Origin of the sequence: Mesorhizobium sp. ESP7-2 (genome assembly GCF_020164715.1) — a bacterium.
GTDB lineage: Bacteria > Pseudomonadota > Alphaproteobacteria > Rhizobiales > Rhizobiaceae > Mesorhizobium.
The window spans coordinates 1-15,108 of the sequence record NZ_JAIUGQ010000043.1 but is presented as its reverse complement, the minus strand read 5'-3'; the positions used below and the strand labels follow the sequence as shown (position 1 = coordinate 15,108).

Sequence of the window (15,108 nt, the reverse complement as noted above, 5' to 3'; positions counted from 1 at the left end):
CCCGGGCAGTCACCACCGTCCCGGTCGGTCACCACCTGCCCCAGGCGGTCCGGAACGGTTGACTATCCGTGCATGGTGAAAGCGTCGCCGCCATATTGATCCCATCCGACCGCAGCCCTAGCTAATTCTTGGCAGACCCGCCGCCCCCGCGCCGCTTGGCGCAAATCCCCCCGCTCAGGAGTTCTCGATGGCCGACTTGTCCGCCTTTCCGATCGCAACCCGTTGGCCAGCGAAGCATCCGGACCAGATTCAGCTCTATTCGGCAACGACGCCGAACGGAGTGAAGATATCGATCGCGCTGGAGGAACTCGGCCTGCCCTATGAGCCGCATCTGATCAACATCGGCAAGAACGAGAGCTGGACCCCGGAATTCCTGTCGCTCAATCCCAACGGCAAGATTCCGGCGATCATCGATCCCAACGGCCCTGACGGCGCGCCGATCGGCCTGTTCGAATCCGGCGCCATCCTGCTCTACCTCGCTGAAAAGACCGGCCTGCTCATCCCAGCGGATGCAGCACGGCGCTACGAAACGATCCAGTGGGTCTTCTTCCAGATGGCCTCCGTCGGGCCGATGTTCGGCCAGGTCGGTTTCTTCCACAAATTCGCCGGCCGCGAGATCGCCGACAAGCGGCCGCTGGAGCGTTACCGCGACGAATCGCGCCGCCTGCTCGGCGTTCTCGACGTCAGGCTGAAGGGCCGCAAGTGGATCATGGACAATGACTACACCATCGCCGACATCTCGCTGCTCGGCTGGGTGCGCAACCTGATCGGCTTTTACGAGGCGCGCGATCTGGTTGGCTTCGATGATTTCACCAATCTGGCAGCGTGGCTGGAGCGCGGTCTGGCGCGGCCGGCAGTGCAGAAGGGCCTGACCATTCCGGCGCGGAGCTGAACCCCGCCGGCCCCACGGGGACAAGGCCCTACTTTGCTTTCGCCTTGGATCCGCCCTTGCCGACCACGGAGGCGGCGAGGGACGCCACGCCTCGCGCCGTGGCCACGACCGCTCCAGCGGCAATGTTGGCCGCCGTGCGAACCTTCGAGCCGCCTGCGGCCGGCTTCCTCGCTTGGGCTGTCTTGGCAGCCGCTTTTGGCGCGGTCACTTTCGGCGCGCCACCTGGTACGACCTTCTTCGGCGGCGCCTTGCCGAAGGCCTTTGTATCCTTGGAGCGCTGGGCGACCGCCGGGCCAGCCCCGGCCGTCGATTGCGGCGCTTTCGGTTGGGCTGACTTGCCCCTGGCGGGCTTTTTTGCTTTGGTTGCCATCGGACGGAATCCCTCTTCTGGCATGATTGCCTGATCGGGATAACGCCTTGTAAGTCTTAAGGTTCCCGTCGAAAAATACCGAAAATTAAACAGGTTGATCGAGATTAACCCGCGTTAACCAATGACCAGGTCGGCCGCCCGGCGCCGTGCCAGCACGCGTTCGATGTTGGGCATGTCGTTGGAGGCGATCCAGGCGCGCGCATCCGCCTCGGAACGGCCATGCTCGTGCCAGCGTTCCATCAGGCGGCGTTCGAGCTCGTTGCGCGGCACGTCGACGAAGATCGAGAAATCGAACAGCGGCGCCAGCCGCGACCAAGGCTCCTCGTCGAGCAACAGGTAATTGCCTTCGACCAGGATGAACTTGGTCTCGGCGCCGACGATCGCCGCGGCGGCGCGCGACAATTCCATACCGCGGTCGAAGACCGGTATGGCGATTTCGGGCTCGCCGGCGCGGATGCGCTTCAGAAGCGCCTCGAAGCCGCCGAAGTCGAACGTGTCGGGCGCGCCCTTCCGCGCGCGCAGGCCGCGCTGCTCGAGCACGATGTCGTCATAGTGGAAGCCATCCATGGGCACGACTTCCACCGCGCCTTCCGGCAAAAGATCATGCAGACTTGCCGATAATGCCGACTTGCCGGCGCCCGGCGGCCCGGCAATGGCGACGATGAAGCGCTTCGCCTTGCCGGCGCGCTTGAAGATGGTGGCGGCGAGGTGGGCGATTTCGGACATTTTGGCTCCTTCCGCACGATTTCAGACGCATCTTGTCGGCGGTCGCTGGAAATTTCAAACCGCGATTTGCACGATTTAGAGCGAACAGGCGTGGAAGTCAGCGCTGGCGAATGCGATTAATCCTTACGGCTTTGCCCTTCAGCGTGCCGCTGGCAGGCCGATGCGCAGGAATTCGCTGTCGAACGGGACCTCCGATGCCGCCGCGCCAGCCAACCGCAGACGGCCATCCGCCGTGGTGATCTCCCGTGGTGGCTCGCCGCCCGACAGCGGTAACGCGCCGATGACATGGCGGAACGAGACGCCGCGGTCCTCGCCAAGCGCGAATGCCGTCGCCACGCCTTCGCGCTTCAGCCAGTTGTCGCCGAGCGAGGCGGCGTGGCCAATCGCCGTGCGCCCATCCTCGATGCCGAGCACACCGAGATGGCGGCCGCTCCACGGCGCGTAGTCGCGCCCGCCATTGCTGAACCACAGCATGGTGACCGGCAGTTCGGCCGGGTTCTTCAGCACCAGCACCAGATCGTCCTCGGCGTGGCGGGCAAGCGCGGTCCAGCCCGGGCCGCCATGGTCGGCCTCGACCAGAGTGAGGAAATCCTCGCGCCGGTGCTCTATGCGGTAGTTCGTGAGATCCAGCGTGCCGCCGCCGGCAGCGGGAAAATGCGCGAGGTCGGACGACCGCGCCGGATACGCCAGCATGAAGCGGCCGCGCCCGGGGTCCGGCTCCAGCGGATCGGCCGGGGTGGCGGCAAACCGCTTCGGCGAGAACGCCAGCCTGCCGCCGCCTTCCATCGCCGTCATCGGGTGGTGGGCGACCGAGATCGCGCCGGACCCACCGGAAAACACATGTTCCTGGTAGAGGAAGGGATGGTCGTCGCGCAGCGTGAAAATCTTGTCGACGCCGGCACCCATCACCTTGTGGCGCAGCCGGAAGACAGCGCGCCATCCGCCATCCGTGGCGCCGCTGTCGACCACATCCCAGGCACTGTTGGCCGGCCAGCCATGCAGCGGTGCCTCCTCGACATCGCTGCGCGAAAACGGCGCGCAGAGAAAGTCGCCGGAGAGCCGGACGGTGCCCTGCGGCAGGTCAGGAGGCAGCGTCTCGCCGGCGTCGACCCAAGGTGCGCGGTGCAGTGGCCTGAGCTTGCGCCCGTTACTTTCAATGACCATGTCGGCGATGTGGCCGACCGTGAGGTCGAGCGAAACCGAGATGCCCTTGGCGTTGATCGTGACTGTATCCATGGCGCTCTCACCCGAATCTGACGGTGCGAACAGAACCCGTTCCGTGTGGATTGCGCAAGCGCAGCGTCAGGCATTTTGCATCAGGGTGGAGGGATGTATTGTCGAACGTGAAGCGGATTTCCTTTCGAGGCTAGCGCCCTACGAAGCCCCCTCTCCGGCCGCTACGCGGCCACCTCTCCCCCGCCTTCGGCAGGGGCGAGGAAACCAGGTCGTGCTGCACTCGACATTCCCAGGGCTAACCGGCATTAACCAAATGGACGCATCCGCCGCGTTACGTTAGCTTCGCCTTATCTCAGCAACAGCATTGCCAGAACAGTCCAGCCCTTGTCCTTTTCGCGTCTCTTTCCGCTCCTCCAGAAAATCCTGGCTGCCCTCACCTTGGCGGCCATGGTTGCCGGCTGCTCGACCATAACCCCGCCCGACAGCGTGCTGGCCGTTCCGGCACCGCCGCAGAAATACGCGGCCATCGTCGTCGATGGACGGAGCGGCAAGCAGCTGTTCGAGGTCAATTCGACGGCGCCGCGCTATCCGGCGTCGCTGACCAAGATGATGACGCTCTACCTGCTGTTCGAGGCGATGGACACCGGCCGCGTCACCAAGGAGACGCAGATCCCGGTTTCCGACCACGCCGCCTCGCAGCCGCCGACCAAGATGCGCTTCCGGCGTGGCGAGACGATCGACGTCGATTCCGCCATCCGCGCCATCGTCGTCAAATCGGCCAATGACGTGGCGGTGGCGGTGGGCGAATATCTCGGCGGCTCGGAGGACCAGTTCGCCGCCATGATGACCTCCAAGGCGCGCCAGCTCGGCATGAGCAGCACTACCTTCCGCAACGCGTCGGGCCTGCCCGACGACGGCCAGATGACGACCGCGCACGACATGGCGGTGCTCGGCATGTCGTTGCAGCGACGCTTCCCGCAGCACTTCCACTATTTCTCCGAAAGCGACTTCATGTTCCGTGGCAGGCTGGTACGCGGCCACAACGACATGCTCGGTCGCGTGCGCGGCGTCAACGGCATCAAGACCGGCTATATCAGGGCCTCCGGCTTCAACATCGTCACCTCCTACGACGCCGACGGCCGCCAGTTGATCGTGGTGGTGATGGGCGCCGACAGCGCCCGCCAGCGCAACGACCATGTCGAAGCGCTGATCCAGCGCAGCCTGTCGCCCACCATGGCCGACACCAAAACCAGGCTGATGTTCGCCGAACAGCAGTGAGGTGGGGAGCCTCCCCATCTCTTCGTCATCCACGGCGGAGCAAGGAGCGAAGCGATGTGGCGCAGACCCGAGGATCCATGCCGCGACCTCGGGGCGCCGCGACGGTGCGGATCCTCCGCTGCACCCGCAGCCGGCTATTGTCTTGCGACTGTCACGCAATCGTGCGGAAGACGTGGCATAGGCTGCGGAATCCGACGGTGGATATGCCCCACCGCGATGGCGTATTCTAAACTAAGCACGACAGCAGGAGCCCATCATGAGCACCGTTCCCAAGGCATCCGAGCAGAAGTCGGCCGACAATGAGAACGACAGCGGTGGCGAATATTTCGAGGCACCGACCACCGATGCGGATCTGCACGGCGTTTCCGACGAGCATTTCGACACGCCCGAAGTGCCGGATTCCGAACCGTCAGGGCCTGGCACATCGCGGCTGAAGCCGAAGAAAAAGCCGTCGGCGATCTCGGGCCGTAAATTCCGCAAGCGCGACCTCGTGCGCATCGACACGCTGCGCCCGAGTCTCGCCGACCGCATTCACTCGGACCACCCCGACCTGCCCAAAGGCGCCCGCATCAGCCGCGAGGAACTCGGCCGCTACCGCATGCGCTACATGGAGGAGCTGCTGCAGCAGGAGCACGGCGAATTCTCCGAGCTCGACCGGCAGGTGGTGGAATCGATCGCCCGGCAGGACACGATTTCGGAAAACAGCGAAGAAGAATTCGAGGAGCACCGGACGTTCGCCGACCGCGTCTCCGACGGCATGGCCGCCTTCGGCGGCAGCTGGTGGTTCCTGATCTCGTTCGGCAGCGTGCTTCTGGTGTGGATCGGCATCAACCTGTTCGAAGGCACGACCGGCGCCTTCGATCCCTACCCCTTCATCCTGCTCAACCTGCTGCTCTCCTGCATCGCCGCCATCCAGGCGCCGATCATCATGATGAGCCAGAAGCGCCAGGAGGTGAAAGACCGCCTGCGCTCCTTCAACGACTACCGCGTCAACCTCAAGGCCGAGCTCGAAGTGCGCCATCTGCACGAAAAACTCGACTACCTCATCTCGCGCCAATGGACGCGGCTGGCGGAGATGCAGCAGATGCAGCTCGATGCCATGCATGAACTGGCGAGTGCGAAGAAGGCGAAGCGGGCGACGCGCGCGCGGCGGCCGGTGAAGAGCCCGGCGGGGGAGTGAGGGGCGGTGCCGCGCAGCGGACGAGGCCTCTACCACCAAACCCCGACCACTCTAACTCTTTGCGTTACGCAAACGCATAATTCCTGTAATTGCTTTAGTACTCAATCGAGCTCGATCCAAGCTGGCGCATGGTCGCTTGGCTTCTCCCAGGCGCGCAATTCGACGTCCACCCCGGCATTGCGCAGTTTGTCCGAAAGGGAAGGGCTCACGAGCAGGTGGTCCATTCGGAGGCCGGAACTTCGATCGTAGCCGCCCCGGTATGAGAAGTTCCAGTATGTGTAGATGCCCTTCTCGGGGTGGATGCACCTGACGGCGTCGATCCAACCATTCCCCAGCATTTCGGCGTAGGCTTGGCGGCTCTCCGGAAAGTACACCGCGTCCCCCAGCCATCGTTGGGGCACCACGGCGTCGATTGCGGTTGGAACGACGTTATAGTCGCCGCAGAGAATGCTAGCGCCGTCTGTGACCAGCAGCCGACCGTAGCTGATCAGGCGATCGAACCAGCGGAGCTTGTAGTCGAATTTTGGACCTGGCGCCGGGTTGCCATTGGGCAGGTAGAGACAACCCACGACAAGCCCATTCACCTCGGCCTCGATGTAGCGGCTATGCGTGTCGTCTGGATCCCCGGGCAGACCTCGCCGACGTTCTAGTGGTTTTGTCCCTCGAGCTAGGATAGCTACACCGTTGTAAGACTTCTGCCCCTGCCAGATTGCGCCGTAACCCGCGTCCAGGATCGCATCAGCAGGGAACTTGTCGTCGGATGTCTTTAGCTCTTGAAGGCAGACAATGTCGTACGTGGTTTCACTCAGCCATTTGAGCAGCACCGGCAGGCGGCTGTTGACGCCGTTCACGTTGAACGTTGCGATGCGAGTCATTGGACTTTCCGTAGGCTAGGCAGCGCTTCTCAACGCCGGACCGTTCACTACGATCCCGGTCTAAGTGCAAAATCGGGAGGTTCAACGGAACCGGATGCAGTTGTTTCTTGGCGTCTGACGATCCAATGCCCCTGAGCCAGTCAAATCGGCCCAGGAGGCGCCGTGAGCAACTCGCAAAGGGCGTCCCCCGAAGCAGCCGAGGAGCCAATGGGCCGCTCCGCGTCGGCCGCCATAGAAAAGGCCGCTCCAACCGAATGCAGATGGAACAGCCTTCTCATGGCATAGCGGTGTTAATAGGCTTTTTTGGATGCCGCGGTCTTCGCGGTGTGCTTCTTGTGCTTCACCGGGCTCTTGTGCTTAACCGGGCACTTGTGCTTCTTCGTCGGCTTGCAAGCCTTCTTGGTCGTAACGTTCTTCGCGTGCGGCTTCGCAGTCGTTGCCGCCTTGGTCATGGTGGTCGTTGCGGTCGCAGCTGGAGCGGTCGTCTTGGTGGCGGCGGCGGTACCGGGAGCTGGCATCGACAAAGCCAGCGCAACGGCGAGACCGAGGGCGGAGAGAAGGGACTTGTTCATGGTTTTTTCTCCTTGCTATGCAGGTCGGTTTTCACTGCATCCGGATCGATCGGCGTCACGCCAAGCAGCTTCACAGCATTTGCGAGCATTCGGATTCCCTGTGCCTGCTTCTTGTTGGCGCAGAACCGATTTCCCTTTCTTTGCAGCGCTTTCGCCGCGGTGACCTGCGTTGACGCGGCATGGGTTTCGAGGGCTTCGTCAACTTGGCGGCTGAGATTGGTGCAGCGCTCGGTTCGGGTCGCCGCAACCTTTGCCTCGCCAGCTTCGACCGGACTGGTAGCGAGCGAAATGCCGAGCAACGCACTCATCAAGCTGATCGAGAACCTTTGCATCGCTTGTCGCCAATCCGAACAAGTGCCGCAGTGCGGCAGCCGATGAAACCCTCTCCAGCCAATTCTACGCCCGAACGATTTCTGGAGTTTTTCTGGTTTATTTCTGAATTGTGTCTGAGGCCGCGCGCGCGCTTTGCCCCGCGTAAAAACGGAACATCGGGGCGCATTGGGGAGTGTTGCGAAGCCCTTCGAAAAGGTCCGCCCCGATCGCCTCGGGTGCGGCAACTTTCGTATCAGTCTGGCATGAATTCGCTACGGCCTCGGCAAGCATCGCCCGCCTCCGAGTCCAGCAAAGGCTCACGCATCCCAGTTCCGCCGGCCTCTACTGCTTGGCGGCGGCTTCCAGGTAGGCGATCACATTGGCGACGTCGGCATCGTTCGGGAGCCCGGCGAAGGGCATCTTGTTGCCGGGCACCTTTGTCTTCGGCGACTTGATGTATTCAGCGAGATTGGCCTCGTCCCAGACCAGGCCGCCCGCACCTGCCTTCTTCATCGCGTCGGAATATTTTGCCTGGAAGCTCGGCAGAGAACCTGCCTTTCGGCCGATGACGCCATGCAAGGATGGACCGATCTTGTCCTTGTCGGTCGTCGCTTCATGGCAGACCATGCATTTGGTGAAGATCTTCTTGCCGGCGTCGGCATCGCCCGCTGCAAAGGCCGGGGTGGTCGCGATAAATGAAATCGCAAGAAGGGCCGCGTTCAGTCTCATGGCATTCTCCTCCCTCAAATCGGCGCCGTCCGCGCCGTGGATGCTAGCGCATGTCGCCCGAAAGTAACCTCGATTTTGGTACAGCGACATGGATAAGGCTAAAATTAGCGGGCCGCACGCCCCCTTTTCGACGCCACGCGCTTCAATGCCGCGCACGGTAACGCATCAAGTGGTATTTAGGTTGCAGACCGGGCGGCCGAACGCGACAAGGCCGGGGAACAATGCTATGATACCGGCGGTGCAGGTCGCGGTTTCGCGTGGCCAGTCACGCAGACGGCAGCACCGAAAACCGCGACCGAACCGGGCCCGATCCTGGAGGGAATGGTCATGGCAAATTTCCATGTCTACGCAGCAGGCACCGGCAGCAAGCTCGAACATCCCGCTATCCGCCGGATAGGGGTTGCGGATGTTCTTGACGCGCTTCGCCGGGGATTTGACGATTTTTGGGAAAAACCCTCGCACTACGTCTTTTTATGCCTGATCTATCCGGTTGCCGGCATCGTGCTGATCACCTGGAGCTCCGGCGGCAACGCGCTTCAGCTCGTCTATCCACTGATGACCGGCTTCGCGCTTCTAGGCCCCTTCGCCGCGCTTGGCCTCTACGAGATCAGCCGCCGGCGCGAACAGCAACTCGACGCGTCGTGGCGACATGCCTTCGACGTCCGAAAATCGCCCGCCATGCCGGCTATCGCCGCTCTCGGGATCATGCTGGGGGTGCTGTTCATCGCCTGGCTGGTAACCGCGCGCGCGCTCTATGCCTACCTCTATGGCGATGCCGCGCCGGCATCGTTCTTCAGCTTTATCGCGGATGTGCTGACCACGCAGCGCGGCTGGACGCTGATCATTCTGGGCAACCTCATCGGTTTTCTGTTTGCCCTTGTCGTGCTCAGCACCACGGTCGTCGCCTTCCCGCTGCTGCTCGACCGCGACATCGGCGCCTACGCGGCAGTCGAGACTTCGGCGCGAGCGGTCATGACGAACCCGGTGCCGCTGCTGCTGTGGGGTCTCATCGTCGCCGTTGCGCTGGGTCTCGGCTCGCTGCCGCTGCTCGTCGGGCTGGCCGTGGTGCTGCCCGTGCTCGGCCATTCGACCTGGCACCTTTACCGCAAGCTGATCGAACCGGCGCCAGCCCCTGCCCCAGCCAAGGCAAAAACACGCAAAGGGAGCTGATCCGACGAAGGAGAGGCGCCCACCCCGTAAAGAGGCGGGCGCTCCTGGTTCACGCCGGATGGCTGAAGCGAGCGACCCGCGCATCCCTCAACAGATTGCGGAAGTCGCCGCCCGTGACATGCACCAGCGTCTTGTGATCGCCGGCTTCGAAATAGACATCGTCTTCGGCGCCAAAGCTTTCGTCGAGAATGACCGGCACGCCATAGGCGGCGCCCAGGGGCGGCACGGCGCCAATGTCGCAGTCGCTGAACACCTCGCCGATTTCATCTTCGGAAGCGAGGCCAAGCCGTCTGTCGACCACGTCCTGCAACGTATTGAACTCGACCCGGTGGCTGCTCGGAACCACCGCCAGCGCATAACCCATCTCGTGATGGACCAGCACCGATTTGGCGAGTCGTCGGCCCGGAACATGCGCTGCCTGCGCCGTCTGGCTGCTGGTCGCGGTTCGGTGGTGGGCAACGGTATCGTAGGCGATGCCCCTGCCGGCAATATAGTCCTGGAGTTTCCTTGCGATCGTCATCGTAGGCGCCTTTCTGTTGGAGGTGGGACGCGTCTGAGAACGTGGCAACCATTGTCCTCCCGTCATTTTTCCTGTCAACGAAGAAACGCGATCCGACGAGTCGTCTATGGCCCCATGCCGAATGACAGGACACGGGTCAGTTCGGTGTAACCGGACTCGAGAACCATGATCCACACGAACACCAGGATCAGCAGCGGCGGCACCAGGATCGCATAGGCAAGCGCCAGCCGCTCCCAGGCCATGTGCATGAACACGGCGACGATCAGCCCGGCCTTGAGCATCATGAAGGTGATGATCAGGCCCCATCTGAGATGGCCCTGGAGGCCGAAATAGTCGATGCTGTAGGAGCCGGCGCTGAGGATGAACAGCCAGCCCCAGACGACGAGATAGAGCCTGATCGGGTGCTGCTGGCCTTCCGCGTGTCCCACCGCCTGCGAGGGAGCGTGTCCTTGCAGCCCTCGTTCCTGCGCTTCTGCCTGTGCCATCGCTCCACCTCACCAAAGATAGAAGAATGCGAAGATGAATACCCACACCAGATCGACGAAGTGCCAGTAGAGCCCCATGATCTCGACGCTCTCGTACCGGCCGCGCCGGCTGGTGAAGAACCCGCGCGCGCCGGCTTCGAAGTCGCCGCGCCACACCTTGCGCGCGGTGATCAACAGGAAGATCACACCGATGGTCACATGGGTGCCGTGGAACCCGGTGATCATGAAGAAAGATGAACCGAATTGCACGGCACCCCAGGGATTTCCCCAGGGCCGCACGCCCTCGGTGATGAGCTTCGTCCACTCGAAAGCCTGCATGCCGACGAAGGTCGCGCCCAGAGCGGCGGTGAGCAGCATCAACGCCGCGGTCTTCCTGCGATCGTGCCGGTAGCCGAAATTGACCGCCATGGCCATCGTGCCGCTCGACGAGATCAGCACGAAGGTCATGATCGCGATCAGGATCAGCGGAATGTCCTGGCCGAACATGTGCAGCGCGAAAACCTCGCTCGGGTTGGGCCAAGGCACCGTCGTCGACATGCGCGCGGTCATGTAGGACAACAGGAAGCAGCCGAAGATGAACGTGTCGCTGAGCAGGAAGATCCACATCATGGCCTTGCCCCAGGAGACGTTCTTGAACGCCCTCTGGTCGGATGACCAGTCGGCCGCGATGCCGCGCAGGCCTGGCGGCCGCGGAGCGACCGGTGCGGCGTGTTGCAGCGTGGTCTCGGCCATGAGCATTTCCTCCTTGGGTACGGCCTCCGTGGGTACGGCCCGGCGCGCGGCCGTCTAGGTCAAGAGCCCCCGGCAGATGTCGATCACGTTATCCGCCCAGCCCATGAGCACGCAAAAAAGCACCAGCCAGACGGCAAGCAGGATGTGCCAGTATATCGCGCAGAGCTCGGTCGACAGAACGAGGCTTCCGGACCGGACGCCTCGCCATGCGCGCACATTGACCCGGCCGAGCGCCACCAATCCGCCGATGATGTGAAGGCCGTGCATCGCGGTCAGGAGATAGAAGAAGCTGGCAGCCGGGTTCTCTGTCGCGAAATAGCCTTCGGCGGCGAAATCGCGCCAGGCGAGCAATTGCCCAGCCAGAAACGCCAACGATGCCAGGGCGCCGGCGAGAAGGGCAAGCCGGAGATTGTCCAGTTGGGCTTTGTGCGCGGCAGACACCGCGCCTTGCAGCGCCAAGCTCGCCAGCACCAGCATGGCGGTGTTGAGCCACAGCAGCCTCGGGGCTGGAGCGGCCTGCCAGTCGGCATAGTCCATGCGCATGACATAGGCGCTGATCATGAGCGCGAACAGCGCGCCGACCACGGCAAGGAACACGCCGAGCCCGATCTTGGCCGGATGCATGAGCGACGCTTCCGTCTGCGGAAACGCCGTGACCGGCCCGGCCTCGAGCCACGGCTTGGACATCAGCCGCTGGCGCGACAGCCACCAGCCGACAACGCCGGTTACGGCGGCCAGGAAGATCAGGATCGCGATCATGCGGGGCCGCCTTGCGTCAATGGACGCGGATCGTTCTGTGCAATGAAGTCTTCCGGCGCGCCGGGCACGCTATAGTCATAGGCCCAGCGGTAGACCACCGGCAGTTCCTTGCCGAAATTGCCGTGTGGCGGCGGCGTGCCGGCCGTCTGCCACTCGAGCGTCGTCGCCCGCCACGGATTGTCGCCTGCTGGCCGTCCATGGCGAATGCTCCACAGCAGGTTGAACAGGAACACCATCTGGGCGAAGCCGACGATCAGCGCGGCCACGGTGATGAACTCGTTCAGTGTATGCACCGAAGGCGGGACGAAGGCCGTATCGCCGAGCTCGGGATAGCGGCGCGGCACGCCGACCAGCCCGATATAGTGCATCGGGAAGAAGATCATGTAGGTACCGATGAAGGTCACCCAGAAGTGGAAGCGGCCCATCGCCTCGTTGAGCATCCGGCCGGTGATCTTGGGGTACCAATGATAGATTGCGCCGAATACCACCATGATCGGCGCCACGCCCATCACCATATGAAAATGCGCGACGACGAACATCGTATCCGACAGCGGCACGTCGACCACCACATTGCCGAGGAACAGCCCGGTCAGCCCGCCATTGACGAAGGTGACGATGAAAGAGAGCGCAAACAGCATCGGGATGGTCAGGTGGATGTCGCCGCGCCACAATGTCAGCACCCAATTGTAGACCTTGATGGCGGTGGGGATGGCGATGATCAGCGTGGTGGTGGCGAAGAAGAAGCCGAAATAGGGATGCATGCCCGAGACATACATGTGGTGCGCCCAGACGACGAAGGAGAGGGCGCCGATGCTGACGATCGCCCACACCATCATGCGATAGCCGAAGATGTTCTTGCGCGCATGCGTGCTGATGAGGTCGGAGACGATGCCGAAGGCAGGCAGCGCCACGATGTAGACTTCAGGATGGCCGAAGAACCAGAACAGGTGCTGGAACATGATCGGGCTGCCGCCATCGTGCGGTAGTGGGGTGGTGCCCATTTCCACGATCGCCGGCATGAAGAAACTCGAGCCGATCGCGCGGTCGAACAGCATCATGACGCAGGCGACGAAGAGCGCCGGGAAGGCCAGCAGCGCCATGACCGTGGCGGTGAAAATACCCCAGACGGTCAGCGGCAGGCGCATCAGCGTCATGCCGCGCGTGCGACCCTGAAGCACGGTCACCACATAGTTGAGGCCGCCCATGGTGAAACCGATGATGAACAGGATCAGCGACACGAGCATCAGGATGATGCCCCAATCCTGTCCGCCGGGCGTGCCCGAGGTAATGGCCTGCGGCGGATAGAGCGTCCAACCGGCGCCTGTCGGTCCCCCCGGCGCAAAGAAGCTGCCGACGAGCACCAAAACGGCAAGCAGATAGATCCAGTAGCTCAGCATGTTGACATAGGGAAACACCATGTCGCGCGCGCCGACCATCAACGGAATGAGATAATTGCCGAAGCCGCCAAGGAACAGCGCGGTCAACAGGTAGATCACCATGATCATGCCGTGCATGGTCATGAATTGATAATACATGTCCGGCGAGATGGACGCGAAAGTGTCGGGAAAGCCAAGCTTCAGGCGCATCAGCCAGGACAGCACCAGCGCGACGAGCCCGATGGACAGCGCCGTGCCGGCATATTGGATGGCGATGACCTTGGCATCTTGTGAAAAGACGTATCTCGTCCACCAGCTGTGCGGGTGATAGAGTTCCACCTCCGCCACTTCCGCGGCCGGAATGAAATCTGCTCCATGAGGCGTGACGTCGACCATCCCTGAACCTCTCCGCTCTTTCCGGTCCTCCTCGGGGCCGGTTTCATCGATGCCTTACTCTGCCTTCGCCCGTGCCGTCGCCGGCGCAGCAAGCACGCCCACCTTGGCGGGTGCCGACATCTGGGCAAAGGTCGACTGCTGCTGCAGCCAGGCCAGATAATCCTCTGGGGTGTCGACCTTCACGACGCCACGCATGAAGGCGTGACCGACGCCGCAAAGCTCGGCGCAAAGAACTTCGAAACTCCCTGTCTTGGTGGGGGTGAACCAGAAATAGGTGACCGTGCCGGGAACCATGTCCATCTTGGCGCGGAACTCCGGCACGTAAAAATCGTGCAGCACGTCGATCGAGCGCAGCAACACCTTGACCGGCTTGCCTATCGGCAGATGCAGATCGGTCGCCACGACGACGACATCGTCCTGACCGTTCGGGTCCTGCGGGTTGATGCCAAGCGGGTTCTCGGAACCGATGAGCCGGGCGTTCGAGGTGCCAAGCTTGCCGTCCGCGCCAGGCAAGCGGAAGCTCCATTGCCATTGCTGCGCAACGACCTCGATCTCGGTCGCGTCCTTGGGAACGGTGACGAACTGGCTCCACACGAACAGCCCGGGCGCCAGCAATGCCGCGACGCCGACAGCGGTGACCACGGTCAGCCAGGATTCGAGCTTCCTGCTTTCGGGCTCGTAGTGCGCCTTCTGCCCTTCCTTGTGCCGGAAGCGGTACACGCAATATGCCATGAACAGCACGACAGCGGAGAAGACCGTCCCGGTGATCCAGAACGTGATGACGAGAGTGCTGTCGATATAGCCCCAGTTGGAGGCTATCGGCGTCCACCACCAAGGGCTCAGCACATGGAACAGCACCGAGCCGACGACAATCAGAACGAGTACGAGCACAACGGCCATCCTCGGTTCCTCCCGGCGTTCCGAGGGACTCTGTCCCGCAGGAAGGCCGCGCCCATTATGCGCGACTTACTTCGGAAATACTAGGGCACGTGGCTGGCGGGGGGAACGTCATACTTTGCAGGGGCGACGCGCGCGCGACGGACGGTGGAGAGCGAGGCGGGGCAGTGAGGGACAGCGCGGATCGACCGGACGAAGCGGGCTGCCGGCGCCCTCGGAAAGGCTCGGATTCCTCGACGGGCGAGACCCGTGGTTCGCCCGGCAAGGTGGCTCGGCGAAGCGGACATGGAGACGGGAGCGTCATGCTCGACAGAGTCCTCGCCTCACGAAGGGAAATCTCCAATCCTCAATTGCCCGTTGAAGCCCGCCCCCGCTTCCGCTAAGAAGCCGTGACTTGCCGGTTCACCGGCTGGTTCGTTTTCCGGACCCTTCGTCCTGAAAGCACCCGTAGCTCAGCTGGATAGAGCGCTGCCCTCCGAAGGCAGAGGTCACAGGTTCGAATCCTGTCGGGTGCGCCACGTTCCGCCGACAGCCGCACAATATATCTTATATTCTGATTTAAGATCAACCGGATGGCGGTATGGGCCAGGGCTGCGAACTCGGGTTAACGCGCTTTGGGGATTGCGGCTGATCTGATTCCATGGGGGTCCCATGATTCGGAGC

17 protein-coding genes and 1 tRNA gene are annotated in these 15,108 nt (G+C 62.7%); 5 read left to right on the top strand and 13 right to left on the bottom strand.

The window, feature by feature from the left end:
• The first annotated feature begins 187 nt into the window (after nucleotides 1-187).
• Nucleotides 188-892 carry a glutathione S-transferase family protein gene (locus LB543_RS28430; protein WP_224591135.1) on the top strand — a complete coding sequence of 235 codons (705 nt, stop codon included), beginning with the start codon at nucleotides 188-190 and terminating at the stop codon, nucleotides 890-892.
• Between the two features lie 28 nt (nucleotides 893-920).
• Here the strand turns inward: LB543_RS28430 and LB543_RS28425 are convergent, their stop codons facing one another.
• From LB543_RS28425 to LB543_RS28415, 3 genes are all read right to left on the bottom strand, one after another.
• The gene (locus tag LB543_RS28425) at nucleotides 921-1,262 is read right to left on the bottom strand and encodes a hypothetical protein (protein ID WP_224591137.1); all 342 of its coding nucleotides are present in this window, start codon (nucleotides 1,260-1,262) and stop codon (nucleotides 921-923) included.
• A gap of 114 nt (nucleotides 1,263-1,376) precedes the next feature.
• The gene (locus LB543_RS28420; RefSeq protein ID WP_224591139.1) at nucleotides 1,377-1,988 is read right to left on the bottom strand and encodes a nucleoside triphosphate hydrolase; all 612 of its coding nucleotides are present in this window, start codon (nucleotides 1,986-1,988) and stop codon (nucleotides 1,377-1,379) included.
• Between the two features lie 138 nt (nucleotides 1,989-2,126).
• A complete protein-coding gene (locus tag LB543_RS28415; RefSeq protein ID WP_140812303.1) occupies nucleotides 2,127-3,224 on the bottom strand; it encodes a hypothetical protein in 1,098 nt (365 codons plus the stop codon).
• A gap of 324 nt (nucleotides 3,225-3,548) precedes the next feature.
• Here LB543_RS28415 and LB543_RS28410 point away from each other — a divergent pair, with 324 nt between their 5' ends.
• Both LB543_RS28410 and LB543_RS28405 read left to right on the top strand, forming a co-directional pair.
• Complete coding sequence (locus tag LB543_RS28410; RefSeq protein ID WP_224591140.1) at nucleotides 3,549-4,442, top strand: D-alanyl-D-alanine carboxypeptidase family protein; 894 nt, start codon at nucleotides 3,549-3,551, stop codon at nucleotides 4,440-4,442.
• Between the two features lie 256 nt (nucleotides 4,443-4,698).
• Nucleotides 4,699-5,622, top strand: coding sequence for a DUF1003 domain-containing protein (locus LB543_RS28405; RefSeq protein WP_224616521.1), 924 nt, complete (start codon nucleotides 4,699-4,701; stop codon nucleotides 5,620-5,622).
• 101 nt (nucleotides 5,623-5,723) lie between these two features.
• Here LB543_RS28405 and xth read toward each other — a convergent pair whose 3' ends face one another.
• From xth to LB543_RS28385, 4 genes are all read right to left on the bottom strand, one after another.
• The gene (gene xth / locus LB543_RS28400) at nucleotides 5,724-6,497 is read right to left on the bottom strand and encodes an exodeoxyribonuclease III (RefSeq protein WP_224616520.1); all 774 of its coding nucleotides are present in this window, start codon (nucleotides 6,495-6,497) and stop codon (nucleotides 5,724-5,726) included.
• Between the two features lie 290 nt (nucleotides 6,498-6,787).
• Nucleotides 6,788-7,069, bottom strand: coding sequence for a hypothetical protein (locus tag LB543_RS28395; protein WP_140757296.1), 282 nt, complete (start codon nucleotides 7,067-7,069; stop codon nucleotides 6,788-6,790).
• Nucleotides 7,066-7,401 carry a hypothetical protein gene (locus LB543_RS28390; RefSeq protein ID WP_140757294.1) on the bottom strand — a complete coding sequence of 112 codons (336 nt, stop codon included), beginning with the start codon at nucleotides 7,399-7,401 and terminating at the stop codon, nucleotides 7,066-7,068. Before LB543_RS28390 ends, LB543_RS28395 begins: the two co-directional genes overlap by 4 nt.
• A 322-nt stretch (nucleotides 7,402-7,723) precedes the next feature.
• Nucleotides 7,724-8,110, bottom strand: a complete 387-nt coding sequence (locus LB543_RS28385) for a c-type cytochrome (RefSeq protein ID WP_140812301.1) — start codon at nucleotides 8,108-8,110, stop codon at nucleotides 7,724-7,726.
• A 327-nt stretch (nucleotides 8,111-8,437) separates the two neighbouring features.
• On the opposite strand from LB543_RS28385, the gene LB543_RS28380 reads away from it, so the two are divergent.
• Entirely contained in the window at nucleotides 8,438-9,280 is an 843-nt protein-coding gene (locus LB543_RS28380; RefSeq protein WP_224616519.1) for a DUF2189 domain-containing protein, read from the top strand.
• Between the two features lie 49 nt (nucleotides 9,281-9,329).
• On the opposite strand, the gene LB543_RS28375 is transcribed toward LB543_RS28380, so the two are convergent.
• The 6 genes from LB543_RS28375 to LB543_RS28350 form a co-directional block, all read right to left on the bottom strand.
• A complete protein-coding gene (locus LB543_RS28375) occupies nucleotides 9,330-9,800 on the bottom strand; it encodes an aminoacyl-tRNA deacylase (RefSeq protein ID WP_140757288.1) in 471 nt (156 codons plus the stop codon).
• Between the two features lie 104 nt (nucleotides 9,801-9,904).
• A complete protein-coding gene (locus LB543_RS28370; RefSeq protein ID WP_224591148.1) occupies nucleotides 9,905-10,285 on the bottom strand; it encodes a cytochrome C oxidase subunit IV family protein in 381 nt (126 codons plus the stop codon).
• Between the two features lie 9 nt (nucleotides 10,286-10,294).
• Nucleotides 10,295-11,017 (bottom strand): heme-copper oxidase subunit III family protein, encoded by a 723-nt coding sequence (locus LB543_RS28365; protein WP_140757284.1) that lies wholly within the window; start codon nucleotides 11,015-11,017, stop codon nucleotides 10,295-10,297.
• A gap of 54 nt (nucleotides 11,018-11,071) precedes the next feature.
• Nucleotides 11,072-11,776, bottom strand: coding sequence for a cytochrome c oxidase subunit 3 (locus LB543_RS28360; RefSeq protein WP_140757282.1), 705 nt, complete (start codon nucleotides 11,774-11,776; stop codon nucleotides 11,072-11,074).
• The gene (locus tag LB543_RS28355; RefSeq protein ID WP_140757280.1) at nucleotides 11,773-13,548 is read right to left on the bottom strand and encodes a cbb3-type cytochrome c oxidase subunit I; all 1,776 of its coding nucleotides are present in this window, start codon (nucleotides 13,546-13,548) and stop codon (nucleotides 11,773-11,775) included. Before LB543_RS28355 ends, LB543_RS28360 begins: the two co-directional genes overlap by 4 nt.
• A gap of 54 nt (nucleotides 13,549-13,602) precedes the next feature.
• Nucleotides 13,603-14,448, bottom strand: coding sequence for a cytochrome c oxidase subunit II (locus LB543_RS28350; RefSeq protein ID WP_140757278.1), 846 nt, complete (start codon nucleotides 14,446-14,448; stop codon nucleotides 13,603-13,605).
• Between the two features lie 438 nt (nucleotides 14,449-14,886).
• Here LB543_RS28350 and LB543_RS28345 point away from each other — a divergent pair.
• Nucleotides 14,887-14,963 (top strand) — tRNA-Arg (locus tag LB543_RS28345).
• Nucleotides 14,964-15,108 lie beyond the last annotated feature (145 nt).